Genomic DNA, 19,659 nt, shown 5'->3' with positions numbered 1-19,659 from the left:
GCACAGTGGAGAGGGGCTCTCGATGCCGAGGCGGAACCAACCGACCGCACGTCAGGTTCGCTTGGGAACCGAGTTGCGGCGGCTGCGGGAAAGGACCGGCATCACGGCACGGGAGGCCGCAGCGTCACTCGGCCTGGACCACGCGAAGTACTCGCACATCGAGGCCGGTCGGGCAGCGATGAGCCCCGACCGTGTGCATACCCTCGCGAAGCTCTGCGGGACGGCGGGCGGACGGCAGGAGGACGGACGGCGGCTCGTGGAAGCACTGGCCGCGATGGCGGGGGAGCGGGCTCGCGGCTGGTGGGACACCTACGCCGACCGAATCCCGCGCGGTTTCCTGGATCTGGCGGAGACCGAACACCACGCCACCGCACTGCGGACCATCGAGGTCGCCCAGGTGCCCGGGCTTCTGCAGACCGAGGCGCACGCGAGGGCCGTGTTCGGGTTCGTCGCTGCTGGGCTCTCCGATCAGGAGATCGAGGACCGGGTCGAATACCGCATGAGACGACGTTGTCTCTTCGAGCGGGCGCGGCCGCTGCCGTTCGAAGCCGTGGTCCACGAGACCGCGCTGCGCCTGAGGGTTGCCGATCGGGCCACTGCCCGGGAACAACTCGCTTTCCTGCTCGACATGTCCGAGCGTGAGGGGGTGACCATCCGTGTCATTCCGATGGATTCGGACGGCTTCGCCGCTGCCGGGTACTCCATGCTCTACGTGCGCGGGCCGGTGATGCCGTTGGACACGGTGCTGTTGGATAATGTGCACAGCGGGGTTTTCCTGGACGAGGAGTCGCAACTGAGCAGGCATCGCCTGCTGTACTCCCGTGTTCGGGAGTACTCGCTCGACCCCCGCCGGTCGCGGGCGCTGATGCTCAGGGTGGCTCAGGAGATGTAGGGGCGACGCTGTGCCTGAGACATGCGGTTGGCAGAAATCCTCGTACTCCGGTGGTGGAGACGGCAACAACTGCGTCGAGGCCAGGAGTGTCGGGGGCGTGGTGCTGTTGCGGGAGAGCGCGGACCCGGGGGCGGTGCTGGCGCTCGCACCGCGGCGGCTCGGGTCGTTGCTCGGTGCGGTGCGGGACGGACGCGTGGCCGCCCCCCGCTGACCGGCCCGCCCGCGACCCGGCGGCGGACCGGGGGAAGCCCCGACCGCAAGTGGGCTCAGCCGGCGAGGATTTCGGCCACCATGGCGGTCACGGTCGCCGGTGACTGCTCCGGGACGAGGTGTCCGGTGCCCGCGAGCGTCCGCAGCGGAACGTCCAGGCGGTTCCGGGCAGCCGGTGCGAGCCGGGACGGCGGGAGGAAGACGTCGTGCTCGCCCGTCGCCACCAGGTTCGGCACACGTCGGGCGGCCGCCAGCACGGCCTCCGGCAGCGGCGGCGGTGCCAGGCTGGACCGGCAGTGCCGGGCGACGAGGGTCATCCACTGCGCGAGTTCGGGCGCCGGTGCCGTCCCGGGGGCGGACATCTGCGTCAGCAGCCGGGCGCTGCGGTTGTCCGTGGGCCGCAGCAGCCACGGCACGGTGGCCGCCAGCAGCGGCCCGCTGAGCCCGAGTCGGGACAGTCCTGCGGTGGACAGCAGGACGCGGCCGGTCAGTTGGGGCACGTCGCAGGCGAGTGCGACGGCACCGCCGAGCGAGTGGCCGAGCAGTACCACCGGCCCGTCCACCGCGCGGGAGAGCACCTCGCCGAGCCAGCCGCCGTATGCCTCCGTCCGTCCCCGACCGTCCGGCCGGGCCGGGGCGCTGAGACCCGGCTGGCCCGGGATGTCGGGCACATACGTGGTCCAGCGTGCCGCGAGCGCCGCCACCAGCGGGAGCGAGGTGGCGGCGTTGAAGTTCGTCCCCGGCACCAGGACGACCGTGCCCGGGCCGTCGCCGGCGCGGAGCAGGTGCGTCGGCCCGAGGCGGGTGTCCAGCGTGAGCCGCTCGTGCGCGGTCTCCCAGGTGTCCAGCCGGTCCGCACACCAGCCCTGGACGAGTCGGCGGTCCGCGTCCCCGCGGTAGATGGAGTGCACCGCCTCATTCTGACAGCCCCCGCGGCCTTCGAACAGACTTCTCCCGCACCGCACGAGCTGCGCCCGCGTCCCCGCTCCGGGCCGGGCGGCGGGTTGCCGGGCAGCCCGGTAACCCGGCCGGGTGCGTGCGAGTGGCCGGGGTCTGCGCACCGCCTCACCGTGGGTGGATGGAGCGGATGGAGAAGATACGTACGCCGCTGACCGCCCTGGCGACCGTGCTGACCGTGACGGCCCTGGTCGGCGCACCGGCCACGGTGTCCGAGGCCGGTCTCCGCGGCACGGCCGCGACCCTGGACGGGATATCCGACACCGCCGGCGAGTCCTGGGGGGGCCGGTCCGTGCGCACCGTCGGCAAGCTCGTCACCGACCTGGGCGACGGGCGGATGGGAGTCTGCTCCGGCGCGATCGTCGACGCGCCGAGCGGCAGCGTCATAGCCACCGCCGCCCACTGCATACGCTCCCCGGAGCAGCCCGAGGAACCGGTCCGCGCCTGGTTCGCCCCCGGCTACGACCACGACGGGACGTCGGACGCGAGACGCACCGGCTGGCGCGTCGTCTCGTACCACACCCCGCCCGGCTGGGACGTCTCCCGCGAGCTGGAGGAGATCCTGCCGCACGACTACGCCTTCGTGACGGTCGCCGACCGGAACGGCCGGACCGTGCAGGAGACCCACGGTGCGAATCGCCTGGAATTCGCCCCCGCCGCCGACCGGTTGCGCGTCCTGCCCCTCGGCTACTCCTCTGCCCCGCCCTACGACGGCGAGTCGCTGACGTACTGCGCGGGCACCGCCGAACGCCTCACCGCGGCCACCGCCCACCGTGCGAACGTCGGCGGGATACTCCTCGAACCGTGCCTGCTCACCCGCGGAGCCAGTGGCGGCCCCTGGCTGCGGGACTACGACGCCGACTCGGGGTCGGGGACCGTCGTCGGGGTGATGTCGGTGGGCAGCGCCGACAGCCAGGTGCTGGGCCGCCCGTATCCGCGCGCCCCCGGCCGGGCGCTGTTCGCCGAGGCCGACCGCGCATGACCGCAGCGGGGCCGCCGACCGGCCCCGCCCACGGGTCCACGGGCGGGCCCGCGCCGCTCCCGTCGCCGTCCTCCCCTCGTCGCACGAGCCAGCGGAGCCGCTGCTCCCGGGAGTGTCGCGGCCCGCCGACCCGGTGAACGCCGGCAGCCGGGCTGCGTGCTCCGTTCAGACGCGGCCCATGGCGTGGTCGACGGCGATCCGGATCACGACGCGTCGTGGATTTGGCCGCGGGGTGCGCGTGTACCGCTCGGCATAGCGGACCTCGGCGTCGGCCACCGCCTCCGCGCTCCCGTCCACCGTCGCGACGCCCTCCAGAGTCGCCCAGTGGGCGCCGGCGAACTGGCAGAGTGCGACCCGGGCGCCGACCGGGCCTGCCGCACGCACGTTGCGGACCTTCTTGCTCGGACCGCTGGCGATCACTCGGGCGATCCGGGTCTCCGGATCGAAGGTGGCGCCGACCGGGACGAGGTGGGGGGTGCCGTCCGGGCGCGGTGTGGTCAGCGTGCACACGTGGCGTTGCTGCCAGAAGGCCAGGTAGTCCGGTCCGGGGTCGTGCAGATCGATCGCCATGGTCCGCAGCTTAGGCCGTCGCCCCGATCGCTTCAGGCCCTCGCTCCGGTCGGTCGGTGGGCGGCCATGGCGGCCCGGTCTTGAGTGCAGTAGACTCAACTTTGTGCACGTTCCTGGAATCAAAGAACGGGAGAGGGTGCCCGCCCCGTCCCGGGACCTCGAACGGAGACCGCGACCGACGCCGGGTCGAACCGGCCACGAGGAGGAGACCGCACGTGGATGCCGAGCTGACCAACAAGAGCCGGGACGCGATCAGCGCGGCGCACCACCGCACTGTCACGGACGGCCACCCGGACATCACCCCGGGCCACCTGCTGCTCGCCCTGCTGGGGGGCACCGACAACGAGAACATCCAGGATTTGCTGGCCGCGGTGGACGCCGACCAGGCCGCCCTGCGCTCCGGCGTGGAGCAGCTGCTCGGCGCGCTGCCCGTCGCGCAGGGCTCCACGGTCGCCAGGCCGCAGCCCGACCGGGAACTGATGGCGGTGCTCGCGGACGCCGGGGACCGCGCCAAGGAGCTGGGGGACGCGTACGTCTCCACCGAGCACCTGCTGATCGGGACCGCGGCCAAGGGCGGCCGGGCGGGCGAACTGCTGGAGCGGCAGGGCGCGACGGCGAAGAAGCTGCTGGACGCCTTCGAGCGGAGCCGCGGCGGCCGGCGCGTGACCTCGCCGGACCCGGAGGGCACCTACAAGGCGCTGGAGAAGTTCGGCACCGACCTCACCACCGCCGCCCGGGACGGCAAGCTGGACCCGGTCATCGGCCGCGACCAGGAGATCCGCCGGGTGGTGCAGGTGCTGTCGCGGCGCACCAAGAACAACCCGGTGCTGATCGGCGAGCCGGGTGTGGGCAAGACCGCCGTCGTCGAGGGGCTCGCCCAGCGGATCATCAAGGGCGACGTTCCCGAGTCGCTGCGGAACAAGCGGCTGGTCTCGCTCGACCTGGGTGCGATGGTCGCCGGGGCGAAGTACCGCGGCGAGTTCGAGGAGCGGCTGAAGACGGTCCTGTCGGAGATCAGGTCCAGCGACGGGCAGATCATCACCTTCATCGACGAACTGCACACCGTCGTCGGCGCGGGTGCGGGCGGCGACTCCGCGATGGACGCCGGCAACATGCTCAAGCCGATGCTGGCCCGCGGTGAACTGCGGATGGTCGGCGCCACCACGCTGGACGAGTACCGCGAGCGGATCGAGAAGGACCCGGCGCTGGAGCGGCGCTTCCAGCAGGTGCTGGTGGCCGAGCCGTCGGTGGAGGACTCCGTCGCCATCCTGCGCGGGCTCAAGGGTCGTTACGAGGCGCACCACAAGGTGCAGATCGCGGACAGCGCGCTGGTCGCCGCGGCCACCCTCTCCGACCGCTACATCACCTCCCGCTTCCTCCCGGACAAGGCGATCGACCTGGTCGACGAGTCGGCGTCCCGGCTGCGGATGGAGATCGACTCCTCACCGCTGGAGATCGACGAGCTCCAGCGCTCGGTGGACCGGATGAAGATGGAGGAGCTGGCGCTGGCCAACGAGTCGGACCCGGCCTCCCGGGAGCGGCTGGGCAGAATCCGCCGGGACCTCGCCGACCGCGAGGAGGAGCTGCGGCAGCTCACCGCCCGCTGGGACAAGGAGAAGCAGGCCCTGAACCGGGTCGGTGAGCTGAAGGAGCGCCTGGACGGGCTGCGCGGCCAGGCCGAGCGCGCCGAGCGGGACGGAGACTTCGACTCCGCCTCGAAGCTGCTGTACGGGGAGATCCCGGACGTCGAGCGGCAGCTCGCGGAGGCGGCGCAGGCCGAGCAGGAGGTCGCCAAGGACACCATGGTCAAGGAGGAGGTCGGCCCCGACGACATCGCCGACGTGGTCGCCTCCTGGACGGGCATTCCGGCAGGCCGCCTGCTGGAGGGCGAGACCCGCAAGCTGCTGCGGATGGAGGACGAACTGGGCCGGCGGCTGATCGGCCAGTCGCAGGCCGTCCGCGCGGTGTCCGACGCGGTCCGGCGCTCCCGCGCGGGGGTCGCCGACCCGGACCGGCCCACCGGTTCCTTCCTCTTCCTCGGCCCGACCGGTGTCGGCAAGACGGAGCTGGCCAAGGCGCTGGCGGACTTCCTCTTCGACGACGAGCGGGCGATGGTCCGCATCGACATGAGCGAGTACGGGGAGAAGCACTCGGTGGCCCGCCTGGTCGGTGCCCCGCCCGGATACGTGGGCTACGAGGAGGGCGGCCAGCTCACCGAGGCCGTCCGGCGCCGCCCGTACACCGTGGTGCTGCTGGACGAGGTGGAGAAGGCGCACCACGAGGTCTTCGACGTCCTGCTCCAGGTCCTCGACGACGGCCGGCTCACCGACGGCCAGGGCCGGACGGTCGACTTCCGCAACACCATCCTCGTCCTGACGTCCAACCTCGGCAGCCAGCACCTGATGGACCCGCTGGCGAAGCCCGAGGAGCAGCGGGAGAAGGTGCTGGGCACGGTCCGCGCAGCTTTCCGGCCGGAATTCCTGAACCGGCTGGACGATCTGGTGGTCTTCGCCGCTCTGAGTGGGGACGAGCTGGAGCGGATCGCCGGCCTCCAGGTGGAGAGCCTCCAGCGGCGGCTGGCCGAGCGCCGGCTCACGATGGACGTCAGCGACGAGGCCCTGCACTGGCTCGCGGTCGAGGGCAACGACCCGGCGTACGGCGCCCGGCCGCTGCGGCGGCTGGTCCAGACGGCCATCGGCGACCAGTTGGCCCGGTCGATCCTGTCGGGTGAGGTCCGGGACGGGGACACCGTCCGGGTGGACGTCACCGGCGGCGGGGTCGGCCCGGGTACCGGCCTCGTCGTCAGCCCGGTCCAGGAGGGCGCCGAGAGCCAGGAGGGCGACGGCACGGAGCCCGCCGGTGGGGAGGACCTGCCGCGGGAGGGTGCCGACGCCGCGGCCCAGCAGGTCCCGAAGGCCGGGGGGATCGACGGCCTCGGACGGTGACCGGGCGGGGCCGCCCGCGCCCCTGCGCCACCGCGCCCACGTCCTGCACCCGCGCCCCGCTCCTGCGCCCCGCGCCCCGCTCCTGCGCCCCGCGTTCCGCCGCGTGCGGGGGCGCGGGGGCGTGCGTGAGCGGCGCGGAGAGCGGGTACCCGACGCGGGAACCGGCCGCGGGGGTCCGGTGCGAGGGCGGTATCCGGCCAGACGGGCCGTCCCCGCCGCCCCGGGGCCGTCCGGGCTTGCCAGGACGGGGCGGGGGTGAGGGAGGATGGCCGAATCCGTATGAAGGGAACACCCACGTGAGCATCGACCCGTCCTCGATTCCGAATTTCGGGGGCCAAGAGCCCGAGCCGCAGAAGAGCGGAGCCCCGACGGGACCGGTCGTCCCGGACCAGGACCTGGTCAAGCAGCTCCTGGAGCAGATGGAGCTGAAGTACGTCGTCGACGACGAGGGGGATCTTGCCGCACCGTGGGAGGACTTCCGCACGTACTTCATGTTCCGCGGGGAGAACGAGCAGCGGGTCTTCTCGGTCCGTACGTTCTACGATCGGCCGCACCCGATCGACGACAAGATCAAGATCCTGGAGTCGATCGACGACTGGAACCGCCGCACCCTGTGGCCGAAGGTCTACAGCCACACCCACGACGACGGCACCGTCCGGCTGATCGGTGAGGCGCAGCTGCTGATCGGCACCGGCGTCGCGCTGGAGCACTTCGTGTCCAGCACGGTGAGCTGGGTGCGCGCCTCCATCGAGTTCGACAAGTGGCTGGTCGACACCCTCGGGCTGGAGAAGTCCGCCGAGGCCGCCGACGGGGAGAAGCCCGACGAGGGGTCCTCCGAGGAGAGCTGAGCCGCCCGCACCGGCCGCCGCGGGCGGGCGCAGGTCTGTGCCCGCCCGGCGTGCACCACGGGCCCCGGACCGACGCGTACCCACCGTCGGACCGGGGCCCGTCCGCGTCCCCGGGATTGCCAGGGAGCGCGGCAGCGGGGGTGCGCGTCGGACCGCGGGCAGGGCCGGGGTACGGGCACTGCCGCACCGGGAAGCCGGGGCGAAACCGGGTGGTCTCCTCGTCCCTGTCACACGGCGGCGCGGGTGAGGCGGGAAACCGCCTCGTCGAGAGTCTGCCGCTGCTTGCAGAAGGAGAAGCGCACGAGCCAGTCGGGGGAGTCGGGGCTCTGGCAGAACGCGGACGTCGGGATGGCCACCACGCCGGCGCGCTCGGGGAGGTCGCGGCAGAAGCTCAGGCCGTCCGGGTGGCCCGAGGGGCGGACGTCGGCCTGAAGGAAGTAGCCAGCCTCGGCCCGCAGGGGGCGCAGACCGGCTCGCAGGAGGCCGTCGGACAACAGGTCGCGGTGGTCGCGCAGGGTCCCGCGCAGCTCGGCGGCCCACTCCTCGACCGAGCCCAGCGCTCTTGCCAGGGCCGCCTGGTAGGGGGTGCCGGAGGCGTAGGTCAGGAACTGCTTGACCGTGCCCGCCGCCCGGACCAGCGGTTCCGGACCGCACAGCCACCCCAGCTTCCAGCCGGTGGTGTTGAAGGTCTTCCCGGCGCTGGACACGACCAGGGTGCGTTCCCGCATTCCGGGCAGGGCGGCGATCGGATGGTGCGCGGCGGGCTCGTCGTACACCAGGTGCTCGTACACCTCGTCGGTGACCACGGTCAGCTGGTGCGTGCGGCAGACCTCCGCGACGACCGCCAGCTCCTCGGCGGAGAACACCTTTCCGGTGGGGTTGTGCGGGGTGTTGAGGACGAGGACGCGGGTGCGCGGGGTGATCGCAGCCCTCAGCGCGTCGCCGTCCAGCACGAAGCGGTCGCCGTCCGGCGTGAGGGGGACGCCGACGAGCCGGGCACCGGCGAACCGGGCGTCTGCGGCGTAGGCGTCGTAGGCGGGGTCGAAGGCGACGACCTCGTCACCGGGCTCGCACAGCGAGAGCAGCGCGGCGGCGAGGCCCTCGGTAGCGCCGGTGGTGACCAGCACCTCGCCGGGGGCGCGGTAGTCGAGCCCGTAGCGGCGGAGCTGGTGGGCGGCGATCGCCTCACGTAGCTCCGGCAGGCCGGCAGCGGGCGGGTACTGGTTGTGCCCGGCGAGCACCGCGTCGGCGACGTCCCGCAGCAGCGCGGGCGGGCTCGGCAGCTCGGGCACGCCCTGGCCGAGGTTCACGGCACCGGTACGGCGGGCCAGTTCGGTCATCTCGGTGAAAACCGAGGCGCCCATGCCGCGTACCCGGGCCGCCGGCTGCCAGGCCGCCGAGCCCACCGGGCCGCGGGCGTCGCGGGTATCTGCCGGGTCCATGTGCTGCCTCTCTCGCGTCCGCCGCCGGGAGCCGCCCCGCTCCCGCGCCCTCACGATAGGCGGCGCCCCGGTCCCGGCGCTGCCCGCGACACCCTGCGGTCGATCGCAACGGCTCCGCGCGGACCGCGCCCTTGCCGGGCGCAGACCTCCTCTGCCGGGCAGCCACCGTCGTGCCGCGGCTCGGCAACTCCCGCGGGAACCCCTGGTCTTGCTCAAAACCGCTGTGAACCCCGGCTGCGTCGGGCATCCCCTCAACACGTCCTGCACGGGGGACGAGGTCCGCAGGCGTCGCCGGCCGGTGGGCGCCCGGTGGCCCGGCCGGTGGAAGAGAGGGCGGGGGAGCCATGGAGACCTTCGTGATGCTCGGCTTCTTGGCACTGGCGTTGGTGCTCCCGGCGAGGCTCGTGATCGTGGGCAGCAGGATGGCCACCCGGGAGGACGAAAGGCGGCTCCTCGGGCCATTCGTACGCGGACGGCGGGGCCGAGAGCGGTTCACGCCGGGGGCAGCGGTGGCTCCTGTGACGGCAGGGGCGACGGAGGTGGCGGAGGAGACGGCGGCGGTTGCTGACGTCTGTCACCCCTGAGGCTGTAGCTAGTTGAACAACTGACCAGCACCGCCCCCTCTGGTATGGAAACGGGCGGAAGATGGGTAAAACCGCTGTGGACGCGACGAGATCCATGATTCGGTGAAGCTGTATCCCGGACCCCACGTGGGCACGAGCCGGCGAATGAGGAATCCCGAGGTCGAGACCCAGGGGTGGGCCGGACCACCCTCCACACGTGCTTGCGGAGCCGACCCATGCTCACCGTTCTCAAGACCGCCTACACCGACAGCCGCGCCGGGGACCTCGCCTGGGCCCTCGGCCGCGAACCACTGCCGTCACTGGCCACACTGGACGTCGAACTCGACGAAGCAAAAGTGCAGTTGAGACTGCTCGGCGCCTCGCACCAGGTACTGATCGAGGAAGGGGACGGCAGTTGCTCGGAGACGGTCGCCTGCATGCCGGGCAGCAGTACCCCGCTCCCTGTCGGAGTGTCCAAACAACTCGGCGGCTGGGACTACGAGTTCGCTGCCCGCGTAGAGACGCTCTCCAGCGGCTCCTTCGCGGGACGCGCCCAGGAGCTGCTCGCTCTGGTGGCCGACCACCCCAACGGGCTGGCGGGCACGTTCCCCGGTTGCCCGCACGCCTTCACCGCGCTGCTCGTCCAGCGCGTCCAGCAGCAGGTCTGCTGGCGGACCTGGCACTCGTACCCGCAGGAGGGGCGGCTGGTGGCCACCCGTACCCGGATCGCGGTGCGCGCCCTCCGGGAAGCGCGCCTGGCGGACCACACAGCCCGGTGACGGGCGTACGACGCGACCACGGCAAACCGCACCACGCGGCCCGATGACGGCGGCCGGCGTCAGCCCGTCCCGGTGAGTCGCACCGCGCTCTCCGGCAGGTGGGCGTGGCGTGGGGCGGACGGCGACGGTGCGGGGCGGGCGGCGGCGCGGGCCCGTCCCCTGGCACCCGTCGGACCCGGCGCAGGTGCACACGTGTGGGTGACGTGACGGAGGTTTGCCGTCACGTAGCGTTCACCGCATGATCGACCAGTCGGTGTCCCTACCGCCTGCGCGGTCGGAGGAGCGCCCGCCGAAACTGCCGGTCCCGCCGGGTGTGGGCCGTTTCCTGGTGCTGGCGTCGGTGTTCGTCTGCGCCGCCTGCGGGCTGGTGTACGAGCTGGAGCTCGTCGCCATGGCCTCCTACCTGAGCGGCGACTCCGTCACCCAGGCGTCCATCGTGCTGTCCGTGATGGTCTTCGCGATGGGCCTCGGCTCGCTGTTCGCGAAGCGGCTGCGCTGCCGGGCGGCGGCCGGCTTCGGCTTCATCGAGGCGCTCCTCGCCGTGATCGGCGGGGGATCGGCGATGGCGCTGTACGCGTGCTTCGCCTGGCTCGGCCAGTCGCAGGCCGTGCTGGTGGCCTTCTCACTGGCCATCGGCATGCTGATCGGCGCGGAGATGCCGCTGCTGATGACACTGATCCAGCGCATCCGGGCCCAGGACCCCGGCGGTGCGGTCGCCGACCTGTTCGCCGCCGACTACGTCGGCGCGCTCGTCGGCGGCCTCGCCTTCCCCTTCCTGCTGCTGCCCCTCTTCGGCCAGTCGACCGGTGCGCTGCTGGTCGGGGTGGTGAACGTCTGCGCCGGCTCGGTGGTGGTGCTCTGGCTGTTCCGCCGCGACCTGTGCCGCCCGACGCGCGTGGTGCTGCTGGCCGCCGGTGCGATGGCGCTTCTGATCCTGCTGGCGGCGCTCCTGCTCGCCGACCGCTTCGAGGAGGCCGCCCGCCGAGCCGTCTACGGCGCTCAGGTCCGGGTGGTGGTGCAGAGCGACGTGCAGGAGATCGTACTCACCGAGGAACCCGCGTCCGGCCCGGCCGGGGGTCCGCCCGAGCGGACCTCCGCCCCGGGCCCGGAGTCCGGCCCGGCCGGCGGAACCGCAGGCGGTCCGGGAGCCGGTGCCCCCGGCCTGCGGCTCTTCCTCGACGGCACACTCCGGGCGTCCAGCGCGGACGAGGCCCGGTACCACCGGGCACTCGTCCATCCGGCGATGGCCGCCGGACGGCACGCCCGGGTGCTCATCCTCGGCGGTGGCGACGGCCTGGCCGCCCGAGAGGTGCTCCGCCACTCGGGGGCCCGCTCGGTCACGGTGCTGGACGCCGACCCGGCCGTCTTCGGGCTGGCCAGGGCGGACCCCGGGCTGCGGGCTCTGAACGAGGGCGCGCTGCACGACCCGCGGGTCCGTCTCGTCACCGCCGACGCCTTCGGCTGGCTCCGGGACCGGGTCGGATCCGGCAAGCCGCGGTTCGACGTCGTCGTCTCGGGGCTGCCCGAGCCGGACGTCACCGACAGCACCAAGCTGTACTCCCGGGAGTTCTACGGACTGGTCTCCCGCGCCCTGTCGGACGGCGGCCGGTTCGCCGTGCACGCCGGATCGCCCGCCGTGTCCCCCGAGGAGTTCTGGACGGTCGATGCCACCCTGCGCGCGGCCGGGCTGCACCCGGTGCCGTACCTGGTGGGCAACCCTCGCGCCGCGGGCGGCGCTGCCGCGGAGCGGCGCCGGCACCCCCGTGCGGACGGCTGGGGGGTGCTGCTGGCCGGCCGTGCAGCGGCACCGCCGCTCCGGGCGGGTGGCCAGCGGCCCGGAGCGAAGGAGCTGGCGGTGGCGCACGGGCTGGCGGAACGTCACCGCAGGGACGGTCTGCCGCCCTCCACTCTGCTGCACCCGCGGTACTGAGGTCGACACGGCTCCCCGGGGCACCGCCCGCCCGAGCGCCGGCCCCCAACCGTCCGGCCACCGGGCGTTGCTCGGGTCGGCGTGGCGGGCCGTCACACGTCGCGGAGGAAGGCGGCCACGTCGAGCATGCTGAGCTGCTCCAGGGCGGACGGCGAGAGCACGAGGCGCAGCTCCGGGCAGAACCGCTCGGTGCGCGAGCGGGCCACGAAGGACTCGACGACGGTGGTGAGCAGCGTCTCGCGGCGCCTGCTGCCGCCCCGGGCGGCGGAGCCCATGAGCGGCATCGCGACCGGCCGTGACTGGCTGTGCCGGGCGAGCGCCTCCCACAGTTGCCCGGTGCTCCGCCGCAGCTCCGCCGTGCCGGAGCGGGCGACGAGGTCGTTGCCCATCCGGCTGTACGCCACCGCGAAGATCCGACGGTCCGACGGGCGCAGCACCGCGACCGTGCCGAGGGGGTAGCGGTTGAGCTTGCCGTGCCGCTTGTCGCACCGGCGCTCCCTGGCCACCGGCGCGACGTGCCGGAGCGCGGCCCGCAGGTCGCGGTCGAGCGCGGCCCGGTCCCCGCCGTACACCCTGCGAAGCAACTGGCCCTGCACGCTCGTTCCGTCGATGACGAGGTCCCGCTCGGTGGCGGTGTCGAAGGTGTCGGTGAAGCCGACCACGAGGTCGGCGTCCGACTGGGAGAGCAGATCGCCGCGGGTCACCACGAGCGAGACCGGCGGTTCGTCGAGGTCCCGGCGCAGCAGCCCACCCAGCGGGCCGCGCACCCGCTCGCGCAGCGCGGACACCCGCGCGGCGAGCGCCGGGTCGTCCGGCCGCTCCGCGGCCATCCGCTCGGCGAGGTCGAGCGCGGCGCGTGGGCGTTTCAGCTCCTGGTGGATGCGGACCAGGTCGTGCCGGGTCTCCTCGCGCAGGCGGTTCAGCCGCCCGATCTCGGGTTGGGCGAAGGGGCAGTCCGCCGCAGCGGCCAGCGGCCGGCCGCGCCAGAGGGCCAGCGCCTCCTGTCCGAGTGCCGCCCGGTCGGCGGGGTCCGCGCGCCGGGCGCGGGCGACCAGGTCCTGGAAGCGGAAGAGGTCCACCTGCTCGCGGGGGAGGACCAGCCGGTAGGCGGAGGTCGCGCCGCGTTCGGTGCGCAGCAGTCCGGACGTCTCCCCGGGGGCGCCCGGGTCGAGTGCCCGCCGCACCTGGTGGATGCGCTTCTGCACGCTGATCCTGTCCGGTCTGCGCAGGACCGGGTCGTGCGGGCGCCACACGTCGCGGAACAGATCCGCCACCGTGACGGCCTCGCCCCCGCCGAGCAGGAGCCGGACCAGCACCGCCGCGGCCGTCGGCGGCAGGGCCGCCTCCCGACCGGCCACCCGCAGGCGCAGGGGCCCGAGCACGTCGATCCGGACGGCGCTCACCGCGGCGACCACCGGTCCCCGCCCCTCCGGGCGGCCGAACGCGGTGCGGTGCGGCGCGGGGCGCTGGGAGGCACGTCGGGAGCCGGACGGAAGTACTGCGGCGCTTTTCCGGGAAGCAGCGTCATGGGTCTCCTGGTACCGGAAGGAGCGACTGGAGGAAAGGGGCGCGGGCAGGGGGCGCACGCCGGCGCCGATCAGTGCGCTGCCGGGTCGAGCGCGGCGCAGGCACCACAGTAGCGAGCCGCGCCGGGGCAGGGGTTCGACTTCCGTGCAGACGTCGCGCGGCCGGGGTCCCGGACGGCGTGAAAGCATCCTCTCCGCGCCGATGAGGCCCGTCGGCCCGCTCCATGAGGCCGTCGGCCCGCCTCGCTCTCCCGCACTCCCGGCGGAAGGCCCCGCGGTGCTCCACGAGGGGTTCGAGGGCTGGTCTCCTTTCGGGGGAGCCGCGACGCGCGTGACCGTCCGGACGGGTACATCTTTCCCGGCCCGTGGGTAGGCTCATCGGCATGGAGCATGAGGTGTACGTTCCGTTTCCGGTCGGCTCGGTGCGGGCGGCGCTCGCGGAACCGGAGCGGGTCGCCCGCTGCGTGCCGGGATTCCAACGCGACACCGCCGCAGAGGGCGCGGCGGTGCCGCCGGGGGAGGGCCGCCCGGGGGACGCGGCCTCCCCCACCGGCACCGTTCCGGAGGCGGACGGCGCCGACGCCGAGGTGGTCGCGGGCAGGCTGCGGCTGCGGATCGCCGGACTCACCATCACCTACCGCGGCAGCATGCGGCTCACCGTGCGGGCGAATGGTTTCGCCGTGGACGGCGAGGGCGCCGAGGCCCGGGGTGGCGGCGGGGCGACGCTGCGCCTCGCCCTGCTGCCCAGGACCGCCACCCCCGACGAGAGCCGGACGGCGGGCGCCGCCCGCGCGGCGGGGCTCCCCGGCGTGGAGGAGGGCACGGTGCTGGAGTGCACGGGCTCGGTGGACGCGCACGGCCGCCTGGCGGAACTCCGTGCGGAGCAGCGCTCGGCCGCGGCCCGCCGGTTGCTGGAGCGATTCGCCGGTGCACTGGCCGAGAGCCTGGCGGCCGACTCGCCCCCGGATGACAACGAGCGGGCGATTCCGGGCATTCCCTCCCCGGACACTCCGCACGAGGGTCCCGTCGGCGAGGACCCACCTGCCGACCCCGGCACGGCTCCCGGCGCCGTTCCGGACATCGGTCCGCCCCCGGGACGCGGCGTGCCCGACCCCGGCTCCGCTCTTGATCCCGGTGCCGCTTCCGGTTCCGGTCCCGCTTCCGGTGGCGAGGGCGCCGGGACCGGCGCACCGGACGGGGACGCGGTCGCCGGACCGGACCTCCCGCCCGTTCCCTCCACTCCGGAGTCGGTCTACGACGCGGGCACGCCGCCCGAGCCGACCGGGCCGGGAGCGGAGGCGCCGGGCGTCGGAGCGGCCGGGCCCTCCGGCAGTCCCTCCCGGTCGGAGCAGCACGGCGGCCCCCCGGAGGGGGACGACGAGTATCTCGACGAGGACGACGAGGAACTGCCCGGGGTCGGACGGTCCTCGGCCGAGGCGGCGCACGCTCGGCGCACGATGATCGGCCGCAGCGCCGAGGAGGTCGACCACGCGCCGCCGCGCGGCCGGTACGCGCCGGTCCCTGGGCCGGACGGCGACTCGACCGCCCACGCGCTCCGGTGGGCGGCTCCCGCCGCCGCGGTCGCGGTCGCCACGGCTGTGGTGGTGGGCAGGCTGCTCCGCCGCCGCGGACTCTGACCGCCGCACCCCCGGCGCCGGCCCCTCAGGCGCCCCGCCACCCGGACTGTGCTCCGTTTCCCCGCCGCTCCTGCCGCCCGACACCGGGCCGCCTGCCCGTCGACGCGCACGACACCGGTCGGGACGGCCGGGAGGGTGCCGGTGGGTCCGCGGCCCGGCAGGTACGCTCGATCGGTGCCCACACAGACGACTGAAGTCCGGCTCACCGCCCCCGGGGTGGAGCTCACCGTCCAGCCCGACCAGGGATGCCGTCTCTCCTCGCTCCGGGTGCACGGCAAGGAACTGCTGCGCCAGGGAGAGAAGTACGGCTCCTTCGTGATGGTCCCCTGGTGCGGTCGCACCGATCAGGGGCGGTTCCGCAGCGGTGCGGAGCAGTACCAACTGCCGGTGGACTCCGGCCCGCACGCGATCCACGGCCTCGGACGGCGCGCCGCCTGGCGCACCGAACGGGCCGACGCGCGCTCGGCCGTGTTCACCTTCGCGCTCGGCGACCCGTGGCCGTGGGACGGCACCGTCACCCAGGTGGTGGAACTCGCCGAGGACGGCAGCGGCCTGACGCTCACCATGGGAGTGGAGACCTCCGCCGAGTCCTTCCCCGCCCAGGCGGGGTGGCACCCGTGGTTCCTGCGCCGGCTCGCAGAGGACGGCAGGGACGTCCGCATCGACTTCGCTGCCGAGTGGCAGGAGGAGCGTGGTGCGGACCATCTGCCGACCGGGTGCCGCATGGAGCCGCAACCGGGCCCGTGGGACGACTGCTTCGCGATGCCGGACGGGGTCGACGTCACCCTGACCTGGCCGGAGGAGCTGGAGCTGAGGGTCACCAGCCGCGCCCAGTGGGCGGTCGTCTACGACGAGCAGCCGGAGGCGGTCTGCGTGGAACCGCAGTCCGGCCCGCCCAACGGCCTCAACACGCATCCGCGGTTGGTCACCCTGATCGATCCGCTGGAGATCGGCACCCGCTGGAGCTGGCAGGTACCGGACCCCGCCCTTCGGTGAGCGGGCTCCCGATCCCGTCCCTCCAGCCGGCCCCCTTCCCCGGCCGCCCCGCAGCCGCTCCCGTCCCCGCTCCTGCCGCCCCCGCAGTCCGGAGTGCGGCCGGGGGTCGGGCCGGCGGCCCAGGCCGGAGCTGCGGAGCCGGCCCCGTAGGCTCGTCCGCATGAGCGATGTACGCGCGGAGCTGCTGCGGCAGATCAAGGGAAAGGCCGTGGTGCACGGCAAGGTGATCCTCTCCTCCGGGATCGAGGCCGACTTCTACGTCGACCTGCGCCGGATCACCCTCGACGGCGTGGCGGCGCCACTGACCGGGCAGGTGATGCTCGACCTCACCGCCGACCTGGACTTCGACGCGGTCGGCGGTCTCACCTTGGGCGCCGACCCGGTGGCCACGTCGATGCTGCACGCCGCTGCGGCCCGCGGGCGGCGTCTGGACGCCTTCGTGGTGCGCAAGGCAGGCAAGGCACACGGCCTCCAGCGCCGGATCGAGGGCCCGGACATCGCCGGCCGGCGGGTGCTGATCGTGGAGGACACCTCCACCACCGGCGGTTCCCCGCTCACCGCGGTCGAGGCCGCGAGGGAGGCCGGGGCGGAGGTCGTGGCGGTGGCGACCATCGTCGAGCGCGGCGCGGCGCCCGCCCTCGCGGACGCATCACTCGCGTACCGGTACGCCTACGACCTCGGGGACCTCGGACTCGACTGACGGACGCTCCCGGCTCCGCCAGGTGGGGCCGCTCCCGGGGTGCCCAGGTGTCCGGGTGGTGACCGGTGTGGCGGCTTGACCAGCCGCTTCACCGGTGCGGGCATGTTTCACGTGAAACCTCGCCCCGCAGGGCCCACGTTTCGACCACCCGCTGTCGGTACCGCACGGCTGGAGCATTCGGCGGCTTCTGGGAAGATGGGTCCGACGATGACGTCGCCACCCACAGGTCAGGGCTGAAGCTTCACGGTTCGAGTGATCACCCAAGCGTTCAACCCATCCGGATACCCGCACGTCTCACAAGGAGCGGACAGATGCCCATCGCAACCCCCGAGGTCTACAACGAGATGCTCGACCGGGCGAAGGCCGGCAAGTTCGCCTACCCGGCCATCAACGTCACCTCGACGCAGACCCTCCACGCGGCGCTGCGCGGGTTCGCCGAGGCCGAGAGCGACGGCATCGTTCAGATCTCCACCGGCGGGGCGGAGTTCCTGGGCGGTCAGTACAGCAAGGACATGGTCACCGGCGCGGTCGCGCTGGCGGAGTTCGCACACATCGTCGCCCAGAAGTACCCGGTCAACATCGCCCTGCACACCGACCACTGTCCCAAGGACAAGCTGGACGGCTATGTCCGGCCGCTGATCGAGGTCTCCCGGGAGCGCGTCGCCGCCGGGCGGAACCCGCTCTTCCAGTCCCACATGTGGGACGGCTCGGCGGAGAACCTCGCCGACAACCTGGAGATCGGTCAGGAACTGCTCGCCGCGGCGGCCGCCGCCAGGATCATTCTCGAGGTCGAGATCACCCCGACCGGTGGCGAGGAGGACGGCGTCACCCACGAGATCAACGACGAGCTGTACACCTCGGTCGACGACGCCCTCCGGACCGCGGAGGCGCTGGGCCTGGGGGAGAAGGGGCGCTACCTGCTGGCCGCCTCCTTCGGCAATGTGCACGGCGTCTACAAGCCGGGCAACGTGGTGCTCCGTCCGGAGATCCTCAAAGAGCTCCAGGCGGGTGTCTCGGCCAAGTACGGCAAGGAGAGCCCGTTCGACTTCGTCTTCCACGGCGGCTCCGGCTCCACCGATCAGGAGATCGCCACCGCGCTGGAGAACGGTGTCGTGAAGATGAACCTGGACACCGACACCCAGTACGCCTTCACCCGGCCGATCGCCGACCACGTGTTGCGCAACTACGACGGCGTGCTGAAGATCGACGGCGAGGTCGGCAACAAGAAGGTCTACGACCCGCGGAGCTGGGGTAAGAGCGCCGAGGGTTCGATGGCCGCCCGGGTCCAGAAGGCCTGCGGCGACCTGCGCTCCACCGGCACCAAGCTCGCCTGAGCACCTGCGCCGCTCCGGCCGGCCTGTACCGGGCCGCCCGGAGCCGTACCGGGCTCCTGCCGGCACGCACCGCAAGTCAGCGCACGGTGGTTCCGCTGTCACCGACCGTCCGTCCCCGCGGGGGCGGACGGTCGGTGCATGCCGGAGGCAAGGCACACTGGGACCTATGGTCAATCACGAGAACCTGCTCGGGGGACCGCCCCCGACCCATCTTCCGGACGACCCGGAACCGCGCGAGCTGCTCGCCGGCGGCACGGCACCCGCCGACGTCGCGGCGAAGTACCCGACCTCCTCGCTGGCCTGGGCGCAACTGGCCGACGACGCCTTCGAGGGCGGACGGGTCGTGGAGTCCTACGCGTACGCCCGTACCGGCTACCACCGGGGGCTGGACTCGCTGCGCCGCAGCGGCTGGAAGGGCTACGGCCCGGTGCCGTTCGAGCACGAGCCGAACCGCGGCTTCCTCCGCGCCCTGCACGCCCTGGCCCGCGCCGCGCAGGCCATCGACGAGCAGGAGGAGCACGAGCGCTGCATGACCTTCCTCAAGGAGAGTTCACCCACCGCAGCCGAGATCCTCACCTGAGGGCCCGCGGGGACACCTCGCGGTTCCCCGCACCGGCTCAGGGCCTCCGGCTCCCCTCGGCAGCCGGTCCGGTGTGCGCGAAGCGCCCCGGGCTGGTGCCGAGCACCCGCTTGAAATGGCGCCCGAGGTGGGCCTGGGCGTAGAAGCCCTGCCGCGCCGGCCACCTCGCCGGCCGGCATCCCCGCCACCGGCGGCCGACAGGCTCTGACCTGCGGATATGCAGAACTCTCGGGATGCACGCGCCGACAAGGAGCGTACAAGACGGCGGTGGTGCGGGCCGGAGAGGATTCCGGCACGGAGAACGACGCGAACCCCTCCCGGTTCGACACCAGGATCGCGGTGCCGCTCCGCGGCGACCTGGAGGCCTGGCAACGGCTGAATGCGACGGCCTTCCTGGTCAGCGGCATCGGCCCGGTCGTGCCCGAGATGATCGGCAAGCCCTACCCGGCTGCCGACGGCACCGGGTACCTCGTGAGGTTCCGGCAACCGGCGCTGGTCTCCGAGGGCGGGAAGGAGGCGCTGACCCGCTCGTGCGGGCGCGCGGTGGACACGATCCTCAAGGGCGCCCGCATGCACCTCTGACCGGGAGGCAGCGCGGCATGGGAGCGCTCCGGGGCCCGCGGACGAAAGGGGCAGCGCGGGAGGGCCACCGGATCGGGAGGACGGTTCCGCCGATCCGCGGGTACCCGCGAGGAACGGCCGGGGCACCGGCCGTCCGGTCCTTGCCCGCCGCGATTCCGGCAGAGATGATCCGGGCGGGGCCGGACC

Annotated in this window: 17 protein-coding genes and 1 pseudogene; 14 read left to right on the top strand and 4 right to left on the bottom strand. The window is 73.4% G+C overall.

The genetic code is table 11. The annotated features are described in order from the left end of the window. Positions 1 to 22 precede the first annotated feature (22 nt). A complete protein-coding gene (locus H300_RS0116425) occupies positions 23 to 892 on the top strand; it encodes a Scr1 family TA system antitoxin-like transcriptional regulator (protein WP_028428300.1) in 870 nt (289 codons plus the stop codon). A 10-nt stretch (positions 893 to 902) separates the two neighbouring features. Continuing rightward, on the top strand, positions 903 to 1,103 hold the full coding sequence (locus H300_RS0116420) for a DUF397 domain-containing protein (RefSeq protein WP_028428299.1): 201 nt from the start codon (positions 903 to 905) through the stop codon (positions 1,101 to 1,103). A gap of 55 nt (positions 1,104 to 1,158) precedes the next feature. Here H300_RS0116420 and H300_RS0116415 read toward each other — a convergent pair whose 3' ends face one another. Beyond that, the gene (locus H300_RS0116415) at positions 1,159 to 2,013 is read right to left on the bottom strand and encodes an alpha/beta fold hydrolase (RefSeq protein ID WP_028428298.1); all 855 of its coding nucleotides are present in this window, start codon (positions 2,011 to 2,013) and stop codon (positions 1,159 to 1,161) included. Positions 2,014 to 2,189: 176 nt separating this feature from the next. On the opposite strand from H300_RS0116415, the gene H300_RS0116410 reads away from it, so the two are divergent. Continuing rightward, positions 2,190 to 3,041 carry a trypsin-like peptidase domain-containing protein gene (locus H300_RS0116410; protein ID WP_028428297.1) on the top strand — a complete coding sequence of 284 codons (852 nt, stop codon included), beginning with the start codon at positions 2,190 to 2,192 and terminating at the stop codon, positions 3,039 to 3,041. A 165-nt stretch (positions 3,042 to 3,206) separates the two neighbouring features. Here the strand turns inward: H300_RS0116410 and H300_RS0116405 are convergent, their stop codons facing one another. Further along, the gene (locus H300_RS0116405) at positions 3,207 to 3,611 is read right to left on the bottom strand and encodes a TIGR03618 family F420-dependent PPOX class oxidoreductase (RefSeq protein ID WP_028428296.1); all 405 of its coding nucleotides are present in this window, start codon (positions 3,609 to 3,611) and stop codon (positions 3,207 to 3,209) included. Positions 3,612 to 3,826: 215 nt separating this feature from the next. On the opposite strand from H300_RS0116405, the pseudogene clpB reads away from it, so the two are divergent. Together clpB and H300_RS0116395 are read left to right on the top strand one after the other, a co-directional pair. Next, positions 3,827 to 6,403: pseudogene (clpB, locus tag H300_RS27300) on the top strand (ATP-dependent chaperone ClpB); the annotation flags it as partial. Positions 6,404 to 6,852: 449 nt separating this feature from the next. Beyond that, positions 6,853 to 7,404 carry a type III secretion system chaperone family protein gene (locus H300_RS0116395; protein WP_028428295.1) on the top strand — a complete coding sequence of 184 codons (552 nt, stop codon included), beginning with the start codon at positions 6,853 to 6,855 and terminating at the stop codon, positions 7,402 to 7,404. A 227-nt stretch (positions 7,405 to 7,631) separates the two neighbouring features. Here the strand turns inward: H300_RS0116395 and H300_RS0116390 are convergent, their stop codons facing one another. Beyond that, positions 7,632 to 8,846: an aminotransferase class I/II-fold pyridoxal phosphate-dependent enzyme gene (locus H300_RS0116390; RefSeq protein WP_078516059.1), complete on the bottom strand. Its 1,215-nt coding sequence runs from the start codon at positions 8,844 to 8,846 to the stop codon at positions 7,632 to 7,634. Positions 8,847 to 9,190: 344 nt separating this feature from the next. Between H300_RS0116390 and H300_RS0116385 the strand changes: the two genes are divergently transcribed. From H300_RS0116385 to H300_RS0116375, 3 genes are all read left to right on the top strand, one after another. Then, on the top strand, positions 9,191 to 9,430 hold the full coding sequence (locus H300_RS0116385; RefSeq protein WP_028428293.1) for a hypothetical protein: 240 nt from the start codon (positions 9,191 to 9,193) through the stop codon (positions 9,428 to 9,430). Positions 9,431 to 9,645: 215 nt separating this feature from the next. Next, positions 9,646 to 10,188, top strand: coding sequence for a DUF2617 family protein (locus tag H300_RS0116380; RefSeq protein ID WP_028428292.1), 543 nt, complete (start codon positions 9,646 to 9,648; stop codon positions 10,186 to 10,188). A gap of 238 nt (positions 10,189 to 10,426) precedes the next feature. Further along, positions 10,427 to 12,118, top strand: a complete 1,692-nt coding sequence (locus H300_RS0116375) for a spermidine synthase (RefSeq protein WP_028428291.1) — start codon at positions 10,427 to 10,429, stop codon at positions 12,116 to 12,118. Between the two features lie 92 nt (positions 12,119 to 12,210). Here H300_RS0116375 and H300_RS0116370 read toward each other — a convergent pair whose 3' ends face one another. Then, the gene (locus H300_RS0116370; protein ID WP_051270108.1) at positions 12,211 to 13,533 is read right to left on the bottom strand and encodes a macro domain-containing protein; all 1,323 of its coding nucleotides are present in this window, start codon (positions 13,531 to 13,533) and stop codon (positions 12,211 to 12,213) included. 494 nt (positions 13,534 to 14,027) lie between these two features. On the opposite strand from H300_RS0116370, the gene H300_RS0116365 reads away from it, so the two are divergent. From H300_RS0116365 to H300_RS27295, 6 genes are all read left to right on the top strand, one after another. Next, positions 14,028 to 15,281, top strand: coding sequence for a hypothetical protein (locus H300_RS0116365; RefSeq protein ID WP_028428289.1), 1,254 nt, complete (start codon positions 14,028 to 14,030; stop codon positions 15,279 to 15,281). 174 nt (positions 15,282 to 15,455) lie between these two features. Then, on the top strand, positions 15,456 to 16,277 hold the full coding sequence (locus H300_RS0116360) for an aldose epimerase family protein (RefSeq protein ID WP_028428288.1): 822 nt from the start codon (positions 15,456 to 15,458) through the stop codon (positions 16,275 to 16,277). A 160-nt stretch (positions 16,278 to 16,437) separates the two neighbouring features. After that, entirely contained in the window at positions 16,438 to 16,977 is a 540-nt protein-coding gene (locus H300_RS0116355) for an orotate phosphoribosyltransferase (protein ID WP_028428287.1), read from the top strand. A 311-nt stretch (positions 16,978 to 17,288) separates the two neighbouring features. Further along, positions 17,289 to 18,311: a class II fructose-bisphosphate aldolase gene (gene fbaA / locus H300_RS0116350; protein WP_028428286.1), complete on the top strand. Its 1,023-nt coding sequence runs from the start codon at positions 17,289 to 17,291 to the stop codon at positions 18,309 to 18,311. A 166-nt stretch (positions 18,312 to 18,477) separates the two neighbouring features. Then, the gene (locus H300_RS0116345) at positions 18,478 to 18,891 is read left to right on the top strand and encodes a DUF3151 domain-containing protein (RefSeq protein ID WP_028428285.1); all 414 of its coding nucleotides are present in this window, start codon (positions 18,478 to 18,480) and stop codon (positions 18,889 to 18,891) included. A 267-nt stretch (positions 18,892 to 19,158) separates the two neighbouring features. Next, positions 19,159 to 19,473 carry a DUF2000 family protein gene (locus tag H300_RS27295; protein WP_051270106.1) on the top strand — a complete coding sequence of 105 codons (315 nt, stop codon included), beginning with the start codon at positions 19,159 to 19,161 and terminating at the stop codon, positions 19,471 to 19,473. Positions 19,474 to 19,659: the final 186 nt, after the last annotated feature.

This window comes from Streptomyces sp. TAA040 (assembly GCF_000424845.1).
Note: the sequence above shows the minus strand (reverse complement) of the source record. Positions and strands in the feature narration are given on the sequence as shown.

Excerpts from the sequence above, each read along its gene's own strand:
- H300_RS0116425 (WP_028428300.1), top strand. The coding sequence starts at position 23 with ATGCCGAGGCGGAACCAACCGACCGCACGTCAGGTTCGCTTGGGAACC.
- H300_RS0116410 (WP_028428297.1), top strand. The coding sequence starts at position 2,190 with ATGGAGAAGATACGTACGCCGCTGACCGCCCTGGCGACCGTGCTGACC.
- H300_RS0116405 (WP_028428296.1), bottom strand. The coding sequence starts at position 3,611 with ATGGCGATCGATCTGCACGACCCCGGACCGGACTACCTGGCCTTCTGG.
- H300_RS0116390 (WP_078516059.1), bottom strand. The coding sequence starts at position 8,846 with ATGGACCCGGCAGATACCCGCGACGCCCGCGGCCCGGTGGGCTCGGCG.
- H300_RS0116385 (WP_028428293.1), top strand. The coding sequence starts at position 9,191 with ATGGAGACCTTCGTGATGCTCGGCTTCTTGGCACTGGCGTTGGTGCTC.
- H300_RS0116380 (WP_028428292.1), top strand. The coding sequence starts at position 9,646 with ATGCTCACCGTTCTCAAGACCGCCTACACCGACAGCCGCGCCGGGGAC.
- H300_RS0116375 (WP_028428291.1), top strand. The coding sequence starts at position 10,427 with ATGATCGACCAGTCGGTGTCCCTACCGCCTGCGCGGTCGGAGGAGCGC.
- H300_RS0116365 (WP_028428289.1), top strand. The coding sequence starts at position 14,028 with ATGGAGCATGAGGTGTACGTTCCGTTTCCGGTCGGCTCGGTGCGGGCG.
- H300_RS0116355 (WP_028428287.1), top strand. The coding sequence starts at position 16,438 with ATGAGCGATGTACGCGCGGAGCTGCTGCGGCAGATCAAGGGAAAGGCC.
- fbaA (WP_028428286.1), top strand. The coding sequence starts at position 17,289 with ATGCCCATCGCAACCCCCGAGGTCTACAACGAGATGCTCGACCGGGCG.
- H300_RS0116345 (WP_028428285.1), top strand. The coding sequence starts at position 18,478 with ATGGTCAATCACGAGAACCTGCTCGGGGGACCGCCCCCGACCCATCTT.